At 54.8% G+C, this 23,261-nt stretch carries 13 protein-coding genes; 7 read left to right on the forward strand and 6 right to left on the reverse strand.

Annotated features, from left to right (window positions below; translation table 11 throughout):
- The first annotated feature begins 53 nt into the window (after positions 1-53).
- From ABD931_RS01335 to ABD931_RS01355, 5 genes are all read left to right on the forward strand, one after another.
- Positions 54-2,156 (forward strand): BACON domain-containing protein, encoded by a 2,103-nt coding sequence (locus ABD931_RS01335; protein ID WP_345263156.1) that lies wholly within the window; start codon positions 54-56, stop codon positions 2,154-2,156.
- 71 nt (positions 2,157-2,227) lie between these two features.
- Complete coding sequence (locus tag ABD931_RS01340; protein ID WP_345263158.1) at positions 2,228-2,623, forward strand: YybH family protein; 396 nt, start codon at positions 2,228-2,230, stop codon at positions 2,621-2,623.
- 116 nt (positions 2,624-2,739) lie between these two features.
- Positions 2,740-3,384: a class I SAM-dependent methyltransferase gene (locus ABD931_RS01345; protein ID WP_345263160.1), complete on the forward strand. Its 645-nt coding sequence runs from the start codon at positions 2,740-2,742 to the stop codon at positions 3,382-3,384.
- A 114-nt stretch (positions 3,385-3,498) separates the two neighbouring features.
- Positions 3,499-4,605, forward strand: coding sequence for an efflux RND transporter periplasmic adaptor subunit (locus tag ABD931_RS01350; protein WP_345263162.1), 1,107 nt, complete (start codon positions 3,499-3,501; stop codon positions 4,603-4,605).
- 1 nt (position 4,606) lies between these two features.
- Positions 4,607-7,735, forward strand: coding sequence for an efflux RND transporter permease subunit (locus ABD931_RS01355; protein ID WP_345263164.1), 3,129 nt, complete (start codon positions 4,607-4,609; stop codon positions 7,733-7,735).
- A 14-nt stretch (positions 7,736-7,749) separates the two neighbouring features.
- On the opposite strand, the gene ABD931_RS01360 is transcribed toward ABD931_RS01355, so the two are convergent.
- The 4 genes from ABD931_RS01360 to ABD931_RS01375 all read right to left on the reverse strand — a co-directional run bounded on the left by ABD931_RS01360 (position 7,750) and on the right by ABD931_RS01375 (position 16,946).
- Positions 7,750-9,294, reverse strand: coding sequence for a glucuronyl esterase domain-containing protein (locus ABD931_RS01360; RefSeq protein ID WP_345263166.1), 1,545 nt, complete (start codon positions 9,292-9,294; stop codon positions 7,750-7,752).
- Positions 9,295-9,308: 14 nt separating this feature from the next.
- Positions 9,309-11,825 (reverse strand): glycosyl hydrolase 115 family protein, encoded by a 2,517-nt coding sequence (locus ABD931_RS01365; protein WP_345263168.1) that lies wholly within the window; start codon positions 11,823-11,825, stop codon positions 9,309-9,311.
- Positions 11,826-12,009: 184 nt separating this feature from the next.
- Positions 12,010-13,824 carry a RagB/SusD family nutrient uptake outer membrane protein gene (locus ABD931_RS01370; RefSeq protein WP_345263170.1) on the reverse strand — a complete coding sequence of 605 codons (1,815 nt, stop codon included), beginning with the start codon at positions 13,822-13,824 and terminating at the stop codon, positions 12,010-12,012.
- Positions 13,825-13,838: 14 nt separating this feature from the next.
- Positions 13,839-16,946 (reverse strand): SusC/RagA family TonB-linked outer membrane protein, encoded by a 3,108-nt coding sequence (locus ABD931_RS01375; RefSeq protein WP_345263172.1) that lies wholly within the window; start codon positions 16,944-16,946, stop codon positions 13,839-13,841.
- A 529-nt stretch (positions 16,947-17,475) separates the two neighbouring features.
- Here ABD931_RS01375 and ABD931_RS01380 point away from each other — a divergent pair.
- Positions 17,476-18,516 (forward strand): LacI family DNA-binding transcriptional regulator, encoded by a 1,041-nt coding sequence (locus ABD931_RS01380; RefSeq protein ID WP_345263174.1) that lies wholly within the window; start codon positions 17,476-17,478, stop codon positions 18,514-18,516.
- Between the two features lie 76 nt (positions 18,517-18,592).
- Here ABD931_RS01380 and ABD931_RS01385 read toward each other — a convergent pair whose 3' ends face one another.
- Together ABD931_RS01385 and ABD931_RS01390 are read right to left on the reverse strand one after the other, a co-directional pair.
- Positions 18,593-21,319, reverse strand: a complete 2,727-nt coding sequence (locus ABD931_RS01385; RefSeq protein ID WP_345263176.1) for an ABC transporter permease — start codon at positions 21,317-21,319, stop codon at positions 18,593-18,595.
- 1 nt (position 21,320) lies between these two features.
- A complete protein-coding gene (locus ABD931_RS01390; RefSeq protein ID WP_345263178.1) occupies positions 21,321-21,653 on the reverse strand; it encodes a PadR family transcriptional regulator in 333 nt (110 codons plus the stop codon).
- Between the two features lie 283 nt (positions 21,654-21,936).
- On the opposite strand from ABD931_RS01390, the gene ABD931_RS01395 reads away from it, so the two are divergent.
- Complete coding sequence (locus tag ABD931_RS01395) at positions 21,937-23,217, forward strand: sugar isomerase (protein ID WP_345263180.1); 1,281 nt, start codon at positions 21,937-21,939, stop codon at positions 23,215-23,217.
- Positions 23,218-23,261: the final 44 nt, after the last annotated feature.

Raw genomic sequence — 23,261 nt, forward strand, 5'->3', positions numbered from 1 at the left:
GGTTGCCCTGCCGGCCAACCAACTTTGTTTTACGGGTTTGACTGGATAAAAGCATGCTGAACATCACTACATCCGCTATACGGCTCCTCGGCTGGTTACTGGCCGCTTCGCTTCCGGCAGTTGCCCAACCAGAAATCTTCAACTATAAACAGGCCCTGGCGGGCACCGTCAAAAACAGCACGCTCAACGTCAATATCACCTCTCTCAACCGGACTACCGGTGAAGTGGTGTTTGGGGGTGGCGACTCCCGTGGGCCAACCACGCCCGGCTTGTTTTTTACCTGGATTTGGGGAGACGGTACCAGCACCAACGGCTTTTTCCCCCAGACCAGGCGCTATGCCGACGTAACCCGCAACTACCTGGTGAAGGTGATTGCCAACTATTCGGCGACGGAAAAAGATACCGCCGAGGTGCTGGTTATATTTGGGAAAGGGAAAATCACGCCCGTTGCCCTGGACCCGAAACTAAAGGTGTACATACCCGCGCAACCCGTAAGTTTAGTCAGTTCCAACGGCTATGGTATTCCGCCAGTACGCCCTTTTTCCGACGCATTCTTTACAGACGTGTCCCGCGCCGACTTTGAATACCTCTTCCATATAGGGGCAACCATCGAGTATGACTTTGTGAATGAAAATGTAGTGCTGCATAATGGCAGGTTTGAGCAATATGCGCTGCGGGATTCGACGTTTCCCGGAGCGTATGCGCTATGGTACACCCGGCCGGTAAGCTTTGGTGTAGGCAATGGCTTTCTGAAAGGCGCTGAGAGTGATTTTTCGTCTATGTACCACGAAATGGCCCATAATATTACCCTGAACTTCCCGGCTAATTATCAATATGGCGGGAAAATAGACGGGCCGGCTAACGCCATTTTTTCGGAAGCCATTGCGCAGATTTTTCAGCATGCGGCCGGCTATGAACTCATTAATAGCTACCAGAAGTACGGATTAGATGAAACCTGGCTGGTCAAACTGAAAGAGAACTTTACCAGTAATGTCCGTTTTCAGCGAAGTATGTTCAATGAATACATGAATACGGGCATGGCCTTCCGGACTTATTATGACGCTTCGAAAAACGATGCCCAGCGGAGTCGTGAGGTGTTGCGTACGTTCCTGACCGTTCCCTATATGTTCTTTCGCTATGTAGAGGAGCAAAACAAAGGCTACAGGCAGCCGGTAAAGCGACTTATGCAATACCTGAGTCGGTTCAATGCGGACTGGCTTAAACGTTTTGATCCTCAGGCCGATACGCCGGCTGCTAATGCGTTTCGCGCTACTTTGTGGGTGGCGGCCATCTCGTACACATTCCAGCGCGATTTGAGGGCCGATTTCCGGGCCATTGGGTATCCCGTCAGCGACAGTGACTGGGCTTTTCTGAATCCCTCGTTTTTTAGCGTGTCGGCCAACACCGTGAATCTGCCGGCTACGGCGGGTAGTGTGTCGTCGCTGACGGTGAATACGTCGTCGGCTGATACCTGGACCGTGACCAGCTCTCAGCCCTGGCTGACGCCAAATCTTACGCGTGGATCGGGCAGCCAGGCGATTACGCTGACGGCGGAGGCTAATACATCGGTTGCCTCGCGTACCGCCACGGTTACGTTTTCGGCCGCCGGGTTCGATAACCAGACCGTAACGGTGGTGCAGGCCGGTACGGCTCCCTCCTTAACGACCTCGGTCAACAGCCTGACCGTCGACGCAGCCGGGGGCACCGGCACATTTGTCGTGTCTTCCAATACCAACTGGACCGTAGCCAGTTCGCAACCCTGGGTTACGGCTACGCCGGCAGCGGGTTCGGGCAACGCGACCGTTACGCTTACGGCGACGGGTAATGCGCAGCCGAATATACGAACGGCTACCGTTACGGTTTCCGCCGGTGGCGCATCCCCTCAGACCGTGACGGTTACGCAACGGGGCATACTGGTGCTGGCCGTACCGCTCGAACCAACCCCGACGCTCTATCCGAACCCAGTAACGACCGACCTGTACCTGACCGATTTACCTGCCGGGAGCACACTGCGGGTATACGACCTGCAGGGCAGACTGTACCAGAGCGGGGCGGCCACGCAAAGCCTGCCGGTTAGGAACCTGCCGGCCGGTACCTATCTGTTGCATATTGATGGACAGGGGCAGCAGGCCGTCCGCCGGTTTCAAAAACAATAAGGCAACAGCCAGGCTCAGCCTTTGAATAAGGCCGGAATCTTCCTTCTTCTAACCAATAACCGTTTATTCCTATGCAAGCTCAGACAACAGAATCCATTAAAGACCAGATCCGCCGGGGCAACGATGCCTTTGAGGCTGCTTTTGCCCGGCAGGACAGCAAAGGCCTGTCCGAACTGTACACGAGTGATGCCGTCCTGCTGCCACCCGGTGCTACCGGGCAGAATGGTCCTCAAACTATTGGGCAATTCTGGCAGGGCGCTATGGATATGGGCGTTGCCGGCGTGAAGCTCACGAGCATAGAGGTTGAAAACCACGGTGACACCGCCATAGAAATGGGTCAGTATGAACTGAGGAGTGCCGCCGGCGACCAACTGGACCATGGCAAGTATATCGTCATCTGGAAACGCCAGGGCGGTCAGTGGCGGCTGCACCGCGACATCTGGAACACCAGCCAGACGGCGGGGTAAGGTAACAACTAGCTATTATTGGGATGGGGTATCAATTAGCAGGGTGAATGCTGGCTAATCGATACCCCACCATTTTTGTTTTGCATGTGTTCCTACCTGTAAACCACACTTCAGCAATGGCACAAGGGCACTCTGCATCGTCAGATACCGGTTTCGATAGGGTGTCCGGGGTATACGATATCCTGACCTGGCTGGTATTTGGCAATAAATTGCATGATGCGCAGATAATCTACCTTCACCGTATTCCGCCCTATGCGATAATACTTATGATTGGTGGCGGCTCCGGCTGGTTGCTGCGTGAGGTACTGCGCCGGTGCAAGCCCCGGCAAATTATCTACATCGAGGCTTCTGCCCGGATGCTGGCAAAAGCTAGAAAAGCTGTTCAGGAAGACGGTCGGGTGGTTTTTCGGCTGGGCAATGAAACGGTTATAAATCCGTCCGAACGGGTTGATGTAGTTATTACGCCGTTTTTCTTGGACCTGTTTACCGAGGAGCGTCTGGCTACCAGTATTGTGCTCCGCCTGCGCCAGACGCTGAAAGCCGGTGGACTGTGGCTGGTCAGCGATTTTGTCCAAACTAACAGTTGGTGGCAGCGACTGCTGCTCAAGGTCATGTACGTTTTTTTTGGGCTGACGGCCGGCATTGAGGCCCGGCGCTGGCCCAATTGGCCCCGGTTACTGCAACAAAGTGGCTTACAATCAGGCGAGCAGCAGGAGAGGGTGTCCGGACAGGTGATTACCGGCTGGTGGGCAGCAAGCTGATTGGTTTTTTAATAGGCTCAGGCCAGTACCTGCCTGATTTACTAAATTCAGGTAGTAAATTCTTCCAATCTGCTTTAGTTTTAAACCAGTCAACGCTTAACCAGCTCTTGTTGCATGCGTGCCTTTTTACTTTTTCTTTTCCTGGGCGCTGCCCTGGCCGTCGGTAAAGTGTTCCTCCTCCCCAAGGCCACCGGCGAGTCCAAAACGAAACTCATCCGACCGGCCGGTGAAACCAGCAAGGAAACCAAAGCGGCCGATAAACCCCCCGTCCGTGTCGAGGTGCTGCTGGCGCACACCCAGGCCGTCGAGAATGTCATCACCCTGCCCGGTACCGTGTTACCCAACGAAAGCGTCGATCTCAAAGCCGAATTGGCCGGCCGGCTCAATTACCTGCTTACTAAAGAAGGTCAGTTTGTTGCCAAAGGCGAGCTGATCGCCAAAATCAACGACAAAGAACTTCGCGCCCAGCTCCTCAAGATCGATCTTCAGGAGCAGCGGGCCAAAGAAGTTCAGATGCGCCAGCAAAAGCTACTGGCCATTGAGGGCGTCAGCAAGGAAGAATACGCCATTGCTGCCAACAACACCCTGACCCTCGGGGCCGATAAGGACCTGCTGCGGGCCCAACTCGAAAAAACCGAAATCCGCGCCCCCTTCAGCGGCAAAATCGGTCTGCGCCAGGTCAGCGAAGGCGCTTTTCTGATGCCCGGCACCCTGGTGGCTACCCTGGTGCAGACCAACCCCGTTAAAGTCGACTTTGCCCTGCCCGAGAAATACGCCCACCACCTGCGGGTGGGTTCTGCTATCCACCTCAGTACCGAAGGCGACCAATCGCCCGTACCGGCCCGCATTGCGGCCATCAGTCCGCTGGTTGATCCCAGCCTGCGCACGCTCACCATCCGGGCGGTGGCCTCCAACGGGGCCGGCCGGCTGGTGCCGGGCATGTTTGTGCGGGTTCAGCTGCGGCTGGGCGGCAATACGGCCTCTATTCTGGTGCCCTCCCAGGCCATCATCCCGGAGCTGAAGGGCAAGAAAGTCTTTGTGGTCAGAGCCGGCAAGGCCCAGGAGCAGTTTATTCAGACCGGCCTGCGACAGGAGCAGCAGGTACAGGTCACGCAGGGGCTGACCCCCGGTGATTCGGTCATCGTCTCCAGCATCATGGCCCTGCGCAACGGCTCACCCGTTGCGGTAAAAAAAGCCGCTTCATCCCCTCACCTTCGCTAACATGAGTCTGTCTACCCTCTCCATCCGACGCCCCGTGCTGGCCATCGTCATGAACCTGCTCATTCTGCTGTTCGGCTATCTGGGCTTCCGATTCCTGGGCGTGCGTGAGTTTCCCTCCATCGATCCGCCGGTGATCTCCATCCGCACCAACTATGCCGGAGCCAACGCCGACATCATTGAGTCGCAGATTACCGAGCCCCTGGAAAAGCAGCTCAACAGCATCGAAGGCATCAAATCCATCAGCTCCCAGAGTAGCCAGGGCCGCAGCGAAATCACCGTCGAGTTCGGCCTGGAGGTGGATATGGAGCGGGCCGCCAACGATGTGCGGGATAAGGTCTCGGGTGCCGGGCGCACCCTGCCGCCCGACCTGGATGGTCCGCCCATCGTCAGCAAGGCCGATGCCAACTCCGACCAGATCATGATCCTGATGCTGCAAAGCACCAGCCACTCCCACCTGGATGTCAACGAATACGCCGAGAACGTGGTGGCCCAGCGGCTGCAGACTATCGAGGGCGTCAGCGAGGTCTCCATCATGGGCCAGAAGAAATACGCCATGCGGCTGTGGATGGACCCCGGCCGGATGGCCGCCTACGGCATTACCGCCCAGGATGTGAAAACGGCCCTGGACCGCGAAAGCGTGGAACTGCCCAGCGGCAAGCTCACCGGCAGCACCACCGAACTGACAGTCAAGACTCAGGGCCGCTTCGAGTCCGAAGCCGACTTCAACGCTATGATCATCAAACAGGTCGGCAACAATCAGGTTCTCTTCAGCGACATCGGCCGGGCCGAACTGGGACCGGAAAACGAAGAGACCGTGCTGCGGCTGAACGGTATTCCGCTCATCGGTCTGGGCATTGTGCCCCAGCCCGGTGCCAATCACCTCGACATTGCCCGCGAAATCAATCAGCGGCTGCTGGACATCCGGCGGGATCTGCCGGCGGGCTACACCCTGGATGTGTTATTCGATGCTACCGTCTTTGTCAAGCGCTCGGTAGAAGAAGTGGCCGAAACGCTGCTGATCGCCATCGGCCTGGTGGTCATCATCATCTTTATCTTCTTCCGCGACTGGATTGTTGCCGTCCGGCCGCTGATCGATATTCCCGTTTCGCTGGTGGGCACCTTTTTTATCATGTACGCCCTGGGCTATTCCATCAATGTGCTCACGCTGCTGGCCATTGTCATGGCCACGGGGCTGGTGGTCGACGACGGCATTGTGGTCACCGAGAACATATTTAAGAAGATTGAGCAGGGCATGCGGCCCGTGGAAGCGGCCATTCAGGGGGCCAACGAGATTATCTTTGCCGTGCTGTCGACCTCCATTACGCTGGCCGCAGTCTTTCTGCCGGTAATCTTCATGGAGGGCTTCGTGGGCAAGCTGTTCCGGGAGTTCGGGGTGGTGATCTCGGTGGCGGTGCTGATTTCGGCCTTTGTGTCGCTGACGCTCACACCCATGCTGAATGCCTATTTGAACCGCAAAACCCACCACCACGGCTGGCTGTACCAGAAAACCGAGCCTTACTTTGAAGGGCTCACGGCGGCCTATCACCACAGCCTGGCCGGGTTTCTGCGCCGGCGCTGGCTGGCCCTGCCGCTGATCGGGCTGACGGGCGGCATGATCTGGCTGTTCGGCAGCGGTTTGCCCGCCGAGCTGGCTCCGCTGGACGACCGCAACTGGTTCCGGCTGAATATGACCGCCCCGGAGGGTACCTCCTTTGAGGCTATGGATGGCTACATGCTGAAGGTGGGACAGTTACTGAACGACTCGCTGCCCGACACACGGGGTATTATGCTGGTGACAGCTCCCAACCGCACCGGGTCGGGTAGCCCCAATACCGGCTCGGGCAGGGTGTTCCTGAAAGACAAAACCGAACGACTCAACGACCAGCAGACGCTGGCCGACTATACCACCAAACTGCTGAAGCAACTGCCCGATGCCAAATCGGTGGCCATTCAGCAGCAGACCATCTCGGTTGACACCCGGGGGGGGCTGCCGGTGCAGTACGTGCTGCAGGCCCCCGACTTCAACAGGCTGCGGGCGTATCTGCCCCGGTTTCTGGAGGAGGCCCAGCAGGATCCTGCCTTTGCTTCGGTAGATGCCAATCTGAAGTTCAACAAGCCGGAGCTGAACGTGCGCATCGACCGGCAGAAAGCCAAAGCCCTGGGTGTCTCGCTGGGAGACGTGGCCCAGACGGTGCAACTGGCCCTGGCCGGCCAGCGCTTCGGGTACTTCACCCGCACGGGCCGGCAGTATCAGGTGATCGGGCAGGTGGACCGCCCGGACCGCAACGAGCCGCTGGACCTGACGGGCCTGTACGTTAAAAACAACCGGGGGGAGGCTGTGCAACTGGACAACATTGTCAGCCTGGAGGAGCAGAGCAGCCCTCCGCAGCTATTCCATTACAACCGCTACATGAGCGGGACAATCATGGCGGCCCTGGCTCCGGGCAAGACCATGGGCGACGGCATTGCGGCTATGGACCGGATCCGGGAGCGATTGAAGGATGACACCATTCAGACGGCCTTGAGCGGAGCCTCGCGGGACTTTGCCGAGAGTCAGTCCAACACGCTGTTCTCCTTTTTGCTGGCGCTGGTGCTGGTGTATTTCATTCTGGCGGCTCAGTTCGAGAGCTTCATCGACCCGCTGATTATCATGATGACCGTGCCGCTGGCCATCGGCGGAGCGGTGTTTGCCTTGTGGTATTTCAATCAGACCCTCAATATCTTCTCGCAAATCGGTATCATCATGCTCATTGGGCTGGTGACCAAGAACGGGATTCTGATTGTGGAGTTTGCCAACCAGTTGCGGGAAGAAGGGGCAGGGCTGCGGGCGGCTGCGCTGGAAGCGGCCCGGCTGCGGCTGCGGCCGATCTTGATGACGAGTCTGGCAACGATTCTGGGGGCGTTGCCGATTGCGCTGGCGCTGGGATCGGCGGGCCGGAGCCGGATGTCGATGGGGATCGTCATCATCGGGGGGCTGTTGTTTTCGCTGCTGCTGACCCTGTACGTGATCCCGGCCATGTACACGTTTATGTCCCGTCGCCGGGTGGTGGTGTCCACCCCCCCGACCGTAACTGCGGAACCGCCGGGGGTGGACACCACCTATGTGCCTGAACGTAATCTTTCGCTGTAAATAGAAACCGGAGGCTATTTGGCCGTCCGCTCGTACTTCAGCAGCTTACTGGCCCAGGGAATAAAATACTGAAAATTAGGCGCATCCGTATGGCCGCCATTATGCTGGCGCCAGGCCAGTTCGCCATCCAGCAAACCAGTCAAAACCGGAGGCATTCTTTCCTGGTTATACGCTGCGTTCACTCCCAGGTCTCGGGCACCCAGTAACCTGAACACTGGACCGGCCGCTACCGTCGCCTTATAACTACCCTGTTGGTCGAGCCATTTGGCGTCGCCTTTTTCGGGGATGCCGTAGCTGACAAAGGTGGGTCGGGGCGCACACAGGGCCAGCAGTTCATGGGAATCGACGGGTAGGTCGCAACCGGTTTTCTGGCCAAACGATGATTCGGCGGCTGCATACTTCAGATAATTGCCGGCCATCCAGTGGTATTCTCCGCTGCCGGCCAGACTTTCAACGGCTTCCCCGAACACCCGGCGCTGCAGGGTGGTGCCGCCTTTGCCCGATGAACCAATCAGAACCATGGCAAACCGCTGGTCAAACGCCATAGTGACCAGGGCCGCTTTGCCATACCGCGAAACGCCTTCAATACCGACCTGTTTGGCATTTACCTGAGGCTCTGTTTCCAGATAGTCCAGGGCGCGGGAGGCTCCCCAGGCCCAGGCCCGCAACGCACCCCAGTCGTCGGGTTTGCGGGCCTGACCGTTGTTGGCCAGGCCAATGATGCCCCGGGTCAGCCCGGCACCGTTATCGGCCTGAATGCTGTTGGGTTCAATGGTGCAGTACCCCCAGCCGGCGGCCAGCAGTTGCTCGGTCGGTGGCGAATCACCCGTCGGGGCCGGAGCGAAGAAATTAGGGCCGGGCAACCTGCTGATGGGCTGATACGCCGGATACTTGTCAAAAATGGCTTTCATCTCCGGATTTTGGGCGATCATCAGTTCCTTAAAGGTCGTATTCATCTTTTCCAGATCGGCGGGCGAGGGCTGAGCGGGGGCCGGCAGCGCGGGGAAACCGAACATCATCATGACCGGAACCGGGCCTTTCACGTTCTGCGGCAGCACCAGCACCATGTTGATGTTGACGTTGATCAGGGGGTACTGGCTGTTGTCTACCCGGCCAATCAGCTGCTTAGCCACGACCGGAATACGTCCTACAAATTCGTTGTCGGTAACTTTGGTTATCCAGGTTACTTTGGGTACATGTTTGGGTACGCGGCCGTACATTTCCCGCTCAAAATCGTCGATGAGCTCGGGACGGCGTACGTTCCACCACTGCTCGGGAGTGGTTACTTTTTTTCCGTTGCGGGTGGTCAGCACATCGGGCAGTTGGGGGCAAGGGTCCGCCAGAGCCTCGTCGTAATTGGCATGGTTGGGGTCGGCTTCGTTGCCGCTCGGGCCGGGCCGTAGTTTTTTGATGCCCAGTTGCTGCATCATGTTGGCCTGGTCCTGGAGGGCCGTCCAGGTTTTGAGGGGCGGGTATTTGCTGCTGTCGATGGCCGGTTGCTGGGCCAGGCTCCAGCAGGAGCAGCACATACATAAGGCGAAAATGAGGTGTTTCTGCATAAGGTTCAGGGGTGTTAGTTCTCAAGTGTTTCAGACGGACCAAGGTAGGTTGGCTCCAGACCACCGAAGTCCAGAACCAGTTTTTGCAGCACAACACCGGGGTTTACCAGCCAGAATTTGACCGTGTGTTTGCCCGGACTGGTGATAGTATGTTTGCTGAATTTGATGATAATATTTTCGGCCGCCCATTTGTTCCAGATGCCCCGGTCGCTGGTTTTATCTTCTTTGTTGAGGCTGATGAGCTGAGGCCGTTCATCGTCTACCGAAATGGCGTATTGCAGCCCGTTTTCAGATCCTGGAAAATTCAAGGTGGGCGAAAAATAGGCATAGATTGAAAACGCACCTTCGCTATAGGTGTAAACATCATATTGCAGACGGGGGGCGTTTTCTCCCGGCGTTTGCTCGCCGGCGGTAACAGGAAATACCGTAATGGCTGAGCCGGTGCGGCCATGATCGGGCAGGATTTTCCAGCTTATCCCATTGGCGTTTATGGCTTTGGTGTAATGATCGGCTTCAATGGAAACACCCCGTTTTTCGTCCTGGTAAAAGCGATTGCCGGTAAGACCGGCCGGTATTTTTGCCCGCCTGACGGCCTGGAACACTCCCTCTTTCTTCGCTACGGCAGAATCAGCCGGCAGGTAAGACACTGCCGGCATTTTCTGCCGCTCAGGCTGTTGCCAGTAGGTGTAGCCGATATGCGTCTGGCTCATAAGGTGGTTCCATTTGCCGTTGTTTAGTTGGTGGTACTGCTGCGTGATCAGCGAATCGTTTTTGTACAGTGCCTTTACCCGGTCGGCGTAGGCGTTGGCCTCCTGCCATTTGTGCGCGTAGGCATTTTTGTTTAGGGCAACATAGTAGTACATCTCGTTCAGATTGGCGCAGGCTTTTACCGGATGGAGCACCAGTTGGAAATAGGCATCTTTATAGTGGGTGGGCAAGGCTTTGTTGATCGCTTCCGCCTTCTCTAAGAGCATATTCCACTCGGTAACTACTGTTTTCCACTCCTCCAGACCGGGGTATGTGTTGGCGTCGAGTAATTCAGGCTTACGGCGGGCATTGTATTTCGCGTACCGGGCCAGCATAGTCGCAATATCAGCGGCATACTGTTGCCCAAACTGCGCGGCTGCCCATTGTTCGCTGTAGCGGGTGAGGTCGTCAGCGTCGATTTTTTCCGGGTTCCAGGCAAAGTCCAGAAAGAAGGAGATAGGAAACTCCATGGGCTTGATGTCGCCCACGTTCACAATCCAGATATCCTTTACATTATGCTGATACGCCAGGTTCATTTGCTCCCAGATCCGGGGCAGGGGGTTAGTATTAAGCCATTTGTAGTTGCGGGGGCCACCCACGTAGTCGAAATGGTAATAGATGCCGTACCCGCCTTTTCGGGGCTTTTCGCCTGGGCGGGGCAGCTTGCGGAGATTACCCCAGTTATCGTCGCACAGCAGCAGGGTGACATCATCGGGCACCCGCATCCCCTTGTCGTAGTAATCCTGAACCTCTTTGTATAAGGCCCACAACTGCGGGGTTTCGGCCGCCGGTTTGCCCGTTACCTCGCTAATGATGCCGCGCTGATCGGCAACAATGCGTTCCAGCAGGGCCGTAGCCGTTTCCCGCGACATGGGGGCATCGCCATCCCCCCGCATCCCGATGCTCACTATTTTTTCGTTACTCGCCCGTTTCATTCCATCCCGCCAGAACTGCCGCAGCTTTTCGGGGTTGGTTTCGTAATTCCAGGGGCCGCCACCCGCTCGTCGCCATTCGTCGTGCGCCCGCATCAGGGGTTCGTGGTGTGAGGTGCCGATGACAATTCCGTAAGCATCGGCTGCTTTTATGTTCAGCGAATCGTCGGCGTAAAAGGCATTGCCCCACATGGCCGGCCAGATGTAGTTGCCTTTCAGACGGAGAATCAATTCGAATACTTTTTCGTAAAACTTGTGATTGAAGCCGCCGAATTTTTCCCGGCTCCAACTCGAGAGCGCCGGAGCTTCGTCGTTGATGAAAATACCCCGGTATTTTACCTTAGGCGCATCGGTTACTGTGACACCGCTCCTGATGTAAATCTCGTTCCGCTTTTCGACGGGTACATCGGCCCACCAGTACCAGGGAGAGACGCCAAATTGCCGGGATAATTCAAAGACGCCGTAGGCTGCTCCCCGCCGGTCACTACCCGCGACAACCAGGGCGTTGGTTATGCCTTTGGCCGGGTTGCTGATGGTTTGGATCAGCGAGGCTTCCCATTGGCCCTCAATCGCTTTAAGGTTAATTTTACGCCCGGAAACGAGCTGTTTCAGAAAAGCCGACTGCTGAATGGTCCCTACGGCGATGACGTTTTTGTGAAATTGGTCGACCGTGGCGACAATAGGCAGCTTTCGGCCCGTGACCTGCTCAATGTCCCGCTGGAGCAGGGTAGCTGCGGTTTTTACGAGTTCGGCTTCGGCAGGATCGATATAAATCACGGCCGTAGTCATCGCAAAGGCAGATTTATCGGTAGTGATGCGCTGTGCCCGGCCGGCGGTGGAGCAAGCGAGCAAAAACGCTAAAAGCAGGCTTGTATACCTGTGGGGCTGTTTGGTCCTGATCACGTTCGGTGTAGGTTTTATTGATTCGCGTTGACTGCGCTCAGAAATGCAGCCGGGATAGATGGGGCTCATGGAACAGAAATGGAAGAGGGGGGTACCCTCTTCCATCGCAGCATTTATTAGTTCGTTAAAAAAGTTAATACCCCGGATTTTGCGGAAACTTAGGTCCTTCGACCACCCGGTCGATCTGCGTCTGCGGAATGGGCCGTAGCATATGAAAATCCTGTATATAGGGAGCGGCCTCCGGATTCCAGGCTTTTACCCGGCGTACCAGCGAGCGCGTGCGGACCAGATCATGCCACCGTTGCCACTCACCGAAGAACTCCCGGCTGCGTTCATCCAGGATAAAGTCCAGGGTAACATCACTGGCCGAAATGGTCATGGCGGTGGCGGCTGCGGCATTCTGGGCGGCCGTGTTGGTTTTCCGGAAAGCGGCCCGGCGCCGGACCACGTTGATCAGGTCGGCGGCTTTGGTGGGGTTACCGGCTTTGAAATAGGCTTCGGCACCCGTCAGATACACATCCGAAAAGCGGTATAATACGCAGGGGCGAGTCGATGGATCGTTGAAGTTAGCCCCCCGGCTGGGGTCCATAAATTTCTTAAGCGACGGGAAAATACCACTGTTCCATAAGCTGGGCGGCACCACAATGCCTTTAAAGGGGCGGTTGCCGATTAACTGCGGAGCGCCGGCCACTTCAAAATCGGGTAGCCAAACGGCGGTATCGGCCCCTACCACGGTGGTATACGTAATACCTCGGGTGTTGTTGGCGGCTGTTGCCGGGTTGGTAATGGAGGTATTGGCGATGTACACCGTGTAGAACGAGTTGATGTAGCGTGAGTCGACATCCCGGTTTGCAAAAGCCTGATCCAGGAAATAATTCTTACCCGCATTCGGCCCGGTGGTCCATCTGAAGCTGTTGGGCCGCATCCGGATATAGGGCCGGCCGTAATACGAATCCCGGATCATGCCCGATGTGCCACTGTTTACCAGAACGCCCGCAGCATTTTTAAACGAGTTCACCCCGCTGTTGTTTGGATAATTCCAGGTGGTAAACCAGGGCGTCAGGTTTTGGGCGGCCCCTCCGCTGGCGGCCCCCCCCACCGAATAGTAGCCAAATTTGGCGTCGAGCACGTGATCGCTCACAAACATAGTTTCCTTGCCGTAGTCGTTCGCCGGTACAAATGCATCGCCGTAATCCTGCCAGAGATCCAGGCCATAGGCTGATTTGTTCGCAATAATTTCGTCGCAAATGGCCGCAGCCTGAATAAAATCGGCCTGCGTATTGTTGAGCCAGCCCCGGGTCAGATACGCTTTGGCCAGCAGCAACTGCGCCACAGGTTTAGTGGCCGCTTTTCCCAGAAACGGCGCGGTTGGCTGATTGGGCAAATCGGCCGCAGCTTCTGTAAGGTCCTTAATGACTTGTTCGTACACCTGAGCGGCAGGCTGGCGGGAAGCCGCCTGAGAAGGAACCGTGATAAACTCGGTGTTCAGCGGTACATCGCCCCAGGTCTGCACCAGGTAAAAATACCAGAAGCCACGCAGAAATTTGGCCTGGGCCAGGTATTGTTTCCGGGTAGTCTCCGGCAAATCAATGGTTTGCCCATATTTCAATACCCCATTCAGTGTATTGATGTCCTGAAAGGCGGTACTCCAGGCTGAGCCAAAGTTGCTGCTGTTCAGGCCGTTGTAGGTATACGGAATACCACTGCCGGCGCTGGCTCCCTGCAAAAACTCGTCGGTACCAGCCTGCATCTCAACGGTAAATCCTTCGGTACCCCACTGAGACCGGATGTCGTTATAAACTCCCGCAATACCTCCCAGTACGCCGGCCGGGCTGTTGAAAAAAGAAGGGACAATCTGGGCCTGCGGATTTTCCACCAGTATTTTTTCGCAGCTGGCGCTGAAGATGGCCGTTAGGCCAAGGATGCACCAAAACTTTATATTTTTCATGGTTATGTCAACGGTTAGAATTTCAGATTTACGCCAAGGGTAAATTGACGCACGGGTGGGTTGTTCATGTTTACGGCAATCTGACGCTCCGGCGTACCGCGCTCATTGGCGCCCTGTGGATTCAGTGTTGATGTGCCCGATGCATAGCTGTTCCCCTCCGGGTCAATGGCCAGATTGGTTCTCACCAGGGGCGAATACAGGATGAACGGATTGGTGGTGTTGAGGTACACCCTGGCCGAACTCATGCCAATTTTCCGGATCAGCTTACTGTTGAAGCTGTAGCCCAAATTGATGCTTCGCGCTTTGATAAACGAGCCGTCGTAGTACCCCAGCGTAGAGCCGAAATAAGCAACCGCATTCCCCGCATCCGGTGCCGGGAAGGCATTGGTCGGGTTTTCGTTGGTCCAGTAATCGACTTTCACCTGGTTCACCCTGCTCTGATTGAAGAACGCAAAGCCACCCGAACCCGTTGAGTTACCCGTCAGGTAGGGCACAATTACCTTCATACCCATGCGGGCAAACATGACGATGGACGCATCAAAGTTTTTGTAGCTGAACCGGTTTGTAAGGCCACCTTCCCATTGCGGCTGAAAATTACCCAGAATCTGGCGGTCGTTAGCGTCGATTTTTCCGTCTTTGTTCAGGTCTTCTACCCGAATCTGGCCGGGGAACTGCACCGGCGAGGTTTGTGCTTTCAAGGTGCCACTTTCCGCATCGGCCAACTGCCAGATGCCGAGCTTTTTGTAGTCGTAAATTACGCTCAGCGGCTGACCTACAAACCAGCCGGCCCCAATATTGGCGAGTTCGGTGGGGGTGGTAAGCTGGGTGATTTTTTCCCGGTTAAAGAAATACATCACATCGGCGCTCCAGTTGAAGCCCTGAGGGTTTCTGAACACCTCGAACGTCAGCGCCGTTTCCAGTCCTTTTCCTTCCGTTCGGCCCAGGTTTTTCAGGGTTGAGCCGGCCCCGTTGCTTGGGGGCAGCGGCACCGACAGCAGGATGTCTTTCGTTTTCTGGTGATAGACGTCTACCGAACCGGTGATTCGGTTGTTCAGGAAGCCGAATTCCAGTCCGATATCAACCTGCGAGGTAGATTGCCAGCCTAAATTGGTGGCCGGCAGACTGGTTACGGTATAGCCCAATTGCTGACCCAGGGTACTGGTGCCAAAGTTGTAATAGCCCGTCGATAAAGCACCCAGCGTTGCGTAGGCTCCCACGTTCCGGTTGCCGGAGATCCCCCAGCCGCCCCGCAGTTTCAGATTCGACAGGAATTTTACGGGCTTCATAAACTCTTCGTCAATAATGTTCCAGCCGACGCCAACCGCCGGATAGTTAAAGTATTGATTACCTGGCGATAAGGTAGACGAACCGTCTCTCCGCAAGGTTAGGGTTAGCAAATAACGGTTATCGTAGCTATAATTAATCCGGCCCATGTACGACAGCAGCCCCGTTTCGGAGAACGTGCCGCTACCCGTCGGCTGGCCAGATGCCAGGGCAAAATTGGACGTTTTGATGTAGTCGGCCGGAACCCCCTTTACGTTGAAACTACTACCCAAAGAATGGTTCTGGGTAATTTCGTACAGTCCCGTTAAGCCTACTTTGTGCTTGCCGGCAATTACTTTGTCGTAATACAACAGATGCTGGAGGTTTATATCCCAGAACTCGGTATTACTAATGTCGGCGTTGGACGATGATTGTACGGTTGCATTGTTATAATAGGTATCCGGTCCGGCATACCCGTTGTAATTTGACTGGCTGAAGTTCAAACCCGCGTTGAAGCGATACTTTAATCCGGGCAGGATATTCACTTCGCCGTACAAACTATTAAAGGTGCGCAGCGATCGGGTACGACCTAAAACGGAACCGGCCTTTGTGATCATTGTTAAGGGACTTACCAGGGCAGCATCAATCGAGCCGACTGCCGGGTTTAAGTTGACCGTACCATCGGGATTGTAAGGGGCAGCCAGTGGCGTAAGCCGAACCAGGTTAGACGGCACACCACCACCGCCGGGGTTATTTTGGTAAGTGAGAGTATTGATGGTATTCAGCCCAATTTTAACGTGCTTACCCAGTTTCTGATCAATGGTAGCCCGTATTGTATAGCGTTCAAAATTCTGGTTAGGAATAATACCCGTCTCGTTAAAGTACCCCGCACCGATTGAATACTGCGTGTTTTCCACCCCACCCTGCAACCCCAGTTGGTGGTTGGTCATAAAGGCGGGCTTGTAAATCAAACTCTGCCAGTCAGTTGAAATGCCCGCAGCCAGCGCATCTTTTTCGGCCTGAGTCAGCGGGTAAGCGGTTGTGCCGGGGTTTGTGCGGTTGTAGGTAGTAGCATCAGCTTTGAATTGGGCGTACTCCTGGCCGTTCATCACGTTGTATTTTCCCATGATGCTGGTTACCCCATGATAGCCGTCGTAGCTTAATATTGGTTTGCCCACTTTGCCGCGTTTGGTCGTAATCAGGATAACTCCGCCAGCCCCGCGTGACCCGTAAATAGCCGTGGCAGAGGCATCTTTTAGGATTTCCATATTACTGATGTCATCCGGGTTAATATCGTTTAGACCGCCGAACGGAATTCCATCGACCACGACCAGCGGACCATCCAACGCATCACTCGACCCCTGGCTGGTGGTTAGGGTGCGGTTCCCTCTGATCCGGATTTGGCCCTGTGAACCGGGTGTTGAGCCGTTGCTGACGATAGACACCCCGGCGGCCCGGCCTTTCAACTGAGAGATTAGGTTGGGGGCGGGCACTTCTTTCAGCGTAGCTTCATTGATGGACACTACAGCGCCAGTCACATCCCGTTTGCGCTGGGTTCCGTACCCGACCACTACCACCTCATCCAGCGATTTAACGTCTGTCGTCAGCTTAATATCAATAGTCGAACGGCCGGCTACCGGTACTTCCTGGGAGGCATAGCCGATGAATGAGTAGACAAGTACACTGTTGCCGGTCGGTATGTTGATGGTATACCGGCCAGTTACATCCGTTATGGTCCCGGTCTGCGTACCTTTCAGGACCACGCTGACACCAGGTAGGTTTTCGCCTTTTTCATCGGTCACCTGGCCGCGTACGGCGGTTGTTTGCTGAGCCTGGGCGTAGCTACTTAGCAGGAGCACGAGTAAAAAGATCAATTTTTTTACAAATAAGGCGGTTTGGGCCCGGAGCTGCCAAACCGGTCTGTCTGTCAGGGGTAGAGGATTCATACAATAGTCGATAGATTAACTTGTTGGTTGGTTATTCGATAGGCTGGCAATGGTTAATGTAGTTGCAAGGCTGATTCAGGTAATTTGGGTATAAATATCCCGATTATTTTTATTATTTCAACCGATTGCATAAAAAATTGTCCAACTATTTTTATGTATATTGCATTGATTAGCCTCCTTAGTAATTTTATAGGGTAACTGGCCAGGAAAATGCGTGCCTTAAGGAGCCTCACAGGGTGCTATTATGGCTTGGCTGAGAGCTGATTTACAAAAAAATACGTTCTACTTATTCTGTAGATTGTTTTCAGGTAATCAGCCATTGCATGGCAGCTTTGAGAAAGACATTCTGTTATAGTTTATTTTAAACCGATTGCATAATTACCTTGGAATTGGTTTAACAAATCGTTTCTTGCCATATTTGTAGCTATTGGCAGCATTTACCATGGAAAAGGAGATAACCATATACGATATTGCCCGGGAGTTAAATCTTTCACCGGCAACAGTCAGCAGAGCCTTAAACGACCACCCTGCCATTAACAGCAATACCAAAATCCTGATTACCGGAAAAGCCCAGGAAATGGGCTACCAGTCGAACCGATTTGCCAGTAACCTGCGACGCCAGCGGACCAACACTATTGGTGTCATTGTGCCCCGGTTGGATAGCTATTTTATGTCGACCGTTCTGGCGGGTATGGAGAAAGTGGCCAACCAGGCCAATTACAATCTCCTGATCAGTCAGTCTTTCGAGTCGGTCCGCAAGGAGATGGCCAACGCCAAAACGATGTTCAACAGCCGGGTCGATGGCCTGCTGGTGTCGCTGGCCTCGGATACCGAAAACCTGGAACATTTCAATACGTTCTTTCGCAAAGGACTTCCCATTATCCTCTTTGACCGGGTCATGCCTCAGAAAAACTGCACCAATGTAGTGATTGACAATGTGAAGGCGGGCTACGAAGCAACTGCGCATTTACTGGAGCAGGGTTGCCGGCGGGTTATGCACGTAACGGGCGATATTCGGCGCAATGTGTACGCCGACCGCCTGCGGGGTTATAAACTGGCGCTGCTTGATCAGGGCCTGACCCAAACCGACGATCTGTTGCGGTTTACAAACCTGACCCGCCAGGATGGTATCGAAGTAGCCGCCGACATCAGCCGGATGGCCTTGCCTCCCGACGGACTGTTTGTAGCGAATGATTTGTGCGCGGTCAGTTGCATCAGCGCCTTAAAGAAACACGGCTTTGCGGTTCCCGGCGACATGGCCGTGGTGGGCTTTAATAACGATCCATATTCACTGGTGATTGAGCCGAACCTGACCACCATTGATTATCCAGGGCAGGAAATGGGAGAGATAGCTACTCAGAGCTTGATTAACTACCTCAATGGCCTGTTACGCATCGGTACTACTAACACCATTGTGTTACACCACGAACTGATTGTCCGCGAGTCGACCCAAAAGCTGGTCGGGGCCGAAGAAGGCAATTGAATTCTCCTGACAGGCCGTTTATCCTTTTACGGCCAAAGAGTTAATGACCACACATCAACGTGAACTGCCTTTGCTGCTATTGGCTTTTCAGGACTTCCGCCGGATTACGCCTGGCTGCTTTTATCGTTTGAGACCCGATCATTCCGCATGCAATCAGCAGCACCGCCAGCAAGCCGGCAAACAGCTCAGGTATTTGCACGGGTGTATGATAGGGGAAATGCGTGAGCACCACGTTTCTGAAGAAGAAGTACGTGGCCGGCAGGGCAATAAGCGCAGAGATCGACAGCAGCACCAGAAAACCGCGACTCAGTAAAAAGATAAGGTCGCTGGTGCGGGCACCCATTATCTTTCGGATGCTGATCTCTTTTAATCGGGTCTCGGTGGTAAATACCACCATGCCGAACAAGCCCATTGATGCGATGGAGATGGCGAGGAAGGACAAAAAGCCAATGATCTTGATCATGGCCGAAAACTCGCTGTAAGCCTCTTCTATTTCCTGGTCGTAGAATTTAGCCTGGAAAGGGTGAACACGGTCGATCTTCTTCCAGACAGCCTCAATCTTCGCCAGGGTCGCCGGCAGATCTGCGCTTCGGATTTTGGCATTGATGATAGCCCGGTCGTCGGGTGTCCAGTGCATGAAGGCTACCGGCTCGATGAGGTTGTCGACCTTGCCGTAGTGAAAGTCTTTTATGACACCAACAATGGTCATCCGGCGGCCATTGCCTCTGATATTACTAAAGGTAATGGCTTCCCCAATTGCTTTCTCAGGATCGCCGTTGCCGATGTTAAATCGTTTCAAGACCTGCTGATTAACGATCACTTCGGTGGCGGCTGCGGTGGTAGTGGGCCGTGCTCTGAAATTGCTTCCGGCAATGAGCTTGTATTCATGCAAATCCAGGTAATTTTCGTCGACGTTGTTGGTCAGAACCAAAGCAGAATCGCGCGAATCCCGGTATTTCATGTAGCCGCCCCAGGCATTTCCTACACTGGTGATGATTAACGACCGCGACAGGGCGGTTACTTCTGGTATTTCGCTCAGTTCTTTTAGAAGCGCATCGGGTTTATTACCCTGCGTATTGATGTTCAGGATATTTTCCGTCTTATAGCCCAGGTCGAAGGTCAGGATGTTTTTATACTGCACATAGCCGATGGCCGTTGTGGTGATAAAGATTAGGGTGAATGTATACTGAACCACCACCAACGCCCGCCGAAGGGTGACGTGTTTATACACCTTCACCGTCGATACATTCCGGAAGGCACTGATGGCGCTGATTTTCGAAAAGAACAGAGCAGGCATAAACCCGGCCATGACGCCTACGCTCACCGAAAACGCGATAAACGCAACGACCAGCGACGGGCTGAGTTCAAGCTTGACCGTGCGCTGCATTTCCGGGGCCAGGTTTATCAGCTGCGGTCGCAGGACAAGAAAGATGACGAACGAAAGCAGCAGGGCTATCAGCGAGATCATGATTGCCTCCGCCAGGAACTGCTGCCTGATTTGATTGTTGCCCGCCCCGATTGCTTTGCGAAGGCCTACTTCTTTGAAGCGACGCATGGCACGGGCTATAGAGAGGTTGGTGTAGTTGAAACAGGCAGACAGGATCACAACCAGGGCCAGCCCGCCGAGTATCCAAAGCACAACCGGAGGCATATACCGGCGCTCCGAGCCACGCATATCCTGGAGGTTCTCGCCGACTACAATCTTGTATAAGGGCAGAAGCTCAAGCTGGATCGCCGTGTTTTCTTCGGTGCGGTTTTCTTCCCGGGCAATGGCATCGAGCTGCGCCTGAACAGAAGCCACATTGGCCGTTGGCGGCAGCAGCAGGTAGACGTAGTTTAAGGAGATGTTGGTCCATTTCCCGAAATTCCTGTCGTTCCGGCTGAGTTGCTCGGCCGTAGACAGCGATACCAGTGCTTCGAAGCTGATATGCGAAAAAAAGGGAACGTCTTTCATGATTCCTGTCACCTGGTAGTCGAGGGTATCAAATTTGACCGTTTTGCCCAGTGCCGATTCGTTGCCGAAGAGCTTTCTGGCGGCCGTCTCTGTAAGAACAATCGAGTAAGGATCATTCAGGGCCGCGTCGGGATTGCCTGCCAGCATGGGAAAGGTAAAAATCCGGAACAGCGACGACTCCGCCCAGTAGCCCTTGATAGGCAGAACCTGATCGCCAACCCTCGCATCCTGCGAAAAGTCGCGCATAATGGCCACTTCCGCACCGGCAGACCGGTCAGCGCCGGTCACTTTCTCCCGGATCAGCTTTCCGGCCTTTATGGATGTGGAGGCAACCTTGCTGCCGGGCCGCGACCGCTCCGACCCATCGCGGCCTTCCGTGGCCCGGCCATTCGTGGCCCGGCCTTGTTCCGGATTGTCGGTCAGAACGCTGGTGATGCGATAGATTTGTTCCCCATGCTTGTTGAACCTGTCGTACGCATGCAGGTCGAGCAGGAACGCAATCAGCAATAGCCCCACAGACATACTGATGGCAAGGCCGGCAATATTGATAAACGAGAACAGCTTATTGCGCATGAAGTTGCGTCCCGATGTTTTGACGTAGTTTCTGATCATGATCCGGTTGATAAAAAGGTTGTCAACTGTTGGGATTCGTACTGTGTAACTTCTGAAAAACTTGACCGCATCGATCATGTAGATCAACTTTGCGCGACGTGGCCCAACGGATTGTACATTCCGTTCAAAGTATTCGTTAAGGTCTCCGAGAAGGTCTTCCGCAAGCTCGGGCTTACAATACCACTCCACAAATTGCTGTGCCCAGGCGGGCGGCTGGTGTTGGCGCTGCTCGTTCATGCTACCCGATTTTCCAGCCAAGCGATGGTATTCGGTCCCAGAGCTGATCGCGTACTGACTTGGCCTGGACCAGGGCGGCTTTTCCCGGTATGGTAAGTTGGTAGAATCGTTTTCGTTTACCGCCACGGGTCTTGGTAGCTTCACCCAGTTGGCTTTTTACCAGTCCTTTCTCTTCGAGCCGGTTGAGCACCGCATGAACCACGCCAAGTTTTACGGAACGGCCTGTGTGCGTCGATAGCTCGTCACATATCGCTACGCTGTATGCGTCATCTATCAGCGCTGCTACGGTGAGCAGCACCAGTTCTTCAAATTCGCCGAGGTTTGTACCCTTCATAGTAAAAGGTTAGGTTAATTGCGTAAATGTATGTAAAATGAATTCATTTTACATACAAAACCAGATTAAATTATCGACTGCGGATCGAGGTCAAGTTAAAACCCGCGTATACCCTGGCGAGCCCTAATAGTCGAGAGGCTTCCGGGGCTCGCTTTGGGTCTGACTATCGACAAAACCAGGCGGATGGCGGGTGGGGAGCGGATGATTGCGGCCAGACAGGTAACTACAGGTTGGTAGATAACCGGATAATCCGTAATATTCGGTTTTATTCCAAATCGCTGGTATGTTAACCGACTCACGTATTCAGGAGCATAACGAAAAACTGGCCGACGACCACGCTTTTCGCTGGGGCTATATGCAGGAATGGCTGCATCGGAAAGGCCTTGACGCTGAACAGATCCTTCAACAGATACAGGCCTTTCAGGTAGCTATTCCAAGCTGGGCGCTCGGCACAGGCGGTACCCGCTTCGGGCGGTACCCGGGTGGGGGAGAACCTCGCTCGCTGGAGGAAAAGATCGAGGATGTAGGCCTGCTGAACGCCCTTAACCGCGCTTCCGGCTCTATTTCGCTGCACATTCCCTGGGATATTCCGCAGGATGTGCAGGCGATCCATACCCTGCTGGATGAGCATCACCTGGTGATCGACTCCGTCAATTCCAATACCTTTCAGGATCAGAAAGATCAGCAGGATTCCTATAAGTTTGGCTCCTTGTGTCATACCCAGGCCCATGTCCGGCAGCAGGCCATCGACCACAATATTGAGGTAATCGAATACGGCAAACAACTGGGTTGCCGGACGCTGACGGTCTGGCTGGCCGACGGCTCCAACTTCCCCGGTCAGCACCACTTCCGCCGGGCATACCAGCGTACCGCCGACTCGCTGAAGGCGATCTGCAACGCCATGCCCGAGGACTGGACCATGCTGGTGGAATACAAGCCCTACGAGCCTCATTTCTATTCCATGATTATTCCGGACTGGGGCACCTCGCTACGCCTGTCGGAGTACTGCGGACCAAATGCACAGGTACTGGTTGATCTGGGGCATCACCTGCCCAATACCAATATCGAACAGATTGTGGCCCGGCTGCTGCATTTCGGCCGGTTGGGTGGGTTCCACTTCAACGGCTCCATGTACGGCGACGATGACCTGACCACGGGCAGCATCAAGCCCTTTCAACTGTTTCTGATCTTTTGCGAGCTGGTGCAGGCCGCTCAGGATACGGCGGTGCAGAACCCGCCGGTGGCCTACATGATCGATGCCAGCCATAATACCAAAGATCCGCTGGAAGATCTGCTGCAATCGGTGCAGAACATCCTGACCGCCTACGCCAAAGCCTTGCTGGTAAACACCAAAGGCTTGTTTACCGCCCAGGAGGCCAATGATGTAGTGCGGGCCGAAGAAGTGCTGAAAGATGCTTTCCTGGCCGATGTCCGGCCGCTGGTGGCCGAAGCCATCCGGCGCAACGGCGGAGCGCTCAACCCGCTCGGCCTCTACCGCCAGCTCGATATTCGTCGTCAACTTATCGATAAGCGCGGCAGACTCGCCGTAGCCACGGGACTTTAAAAACCGTTTGAGGTTTGAGGTTTACCGTTTAAGGTTAGAACAAG

This window comes from Nibrella viscosa (genome assembly GCF_039541875.1).
GTDB classification, from domain to species: domain Bacteria; phylum Bacteroidota; class Bacteroidia; order Cytophagales; family Spirosomataceae; genus Nibrella; species Nibrella viscosa.

What these genes read in the sequence shown, in the direction of transcription:
- ABD931_RS01355 (WP_345263164.1), top strand. Translation starts at nt 4,607, where the DNA reads ATGAGTCTGTCTACCCTCTCCATCCGACGCCCCGTGCTGGCCATCGTC.
- ABD931_RS01380 (WP_345263174.1), top strand. Translation starts at nt 17,476, where the DNA reads ATGGAAAAGGAGATAACCATATACGATATTGCCCGGGAGTTAAATCTT.
- ABD931_RS01385 (WP_345263176.1), bottom strand. Translation starts at nt 21,319, where the DNA reads ATGAACGAGCAGCGCCAACACCAGCCGCCCGCCTGGGCACAGCAATTT.
- ABD931_RS01395 (WP_345263180.1), top strand. Translation starts at nt 21,937, where the DNA reads ATGTTAACCGACTCACGTATTCAGGAGCATAACGAAAAACTGGCCGAC.
- ABD931_RS01360 (WP_345263166.1), bottom strand. Translation starts at nt 9,294, where the DNA reads ATGCAGAAACACCTCATTTTCGCCTTATGTATGTGCTGCTCCTGCTGG.
- ABD931_RS01390 (WP_345263178.1), bottom strand. Translation starts at nt 21,653, where the DNA reads ATGAAGGGTACAAACCTCGGCGAATTTGAAGAACTGGTGCTGCTCACC.
- ABD931_RS01335 (WP_345263156.1), top strand. Translation starts at nt 54, where the DNA reads ATGCTGAACATCACTACATCCGCTATACGGCTCCTCGGCTGGTTACTG.
- ABD931_RS01350 (WP_345263162.1), top strand. Translation starts at nt 3,499, where the DNA reads ATGCGTGCCTTTTTACTTTTTCTTTTCCTGGGCGCTGCCCTGGCCGTC.
- ABD931_RS01370 (WP_345263170.1), bottom strand. Translation starts at nt 13,824, where the DNA reads ATGAAAAATATAAAGTTTTGGTGCATCCTTGGCCTAACGGCCATCTTC.
- ABD931_RS01340 (WP_345263158.1), top strand. Translation starts at nt 2,228, where the DNA reads ATGCAAGCTCAGACAACAGAATCCATTAAAGACCAGATCCGCCGGGGC.
- ABD931_RS01345 (WP_345263160.1), top strand. Translation starts at nt 2,740, where the DNA reads ATGGCACAAGGGCACTCTGCATCGTCAGATACCGGTTTCGATAGGGTG.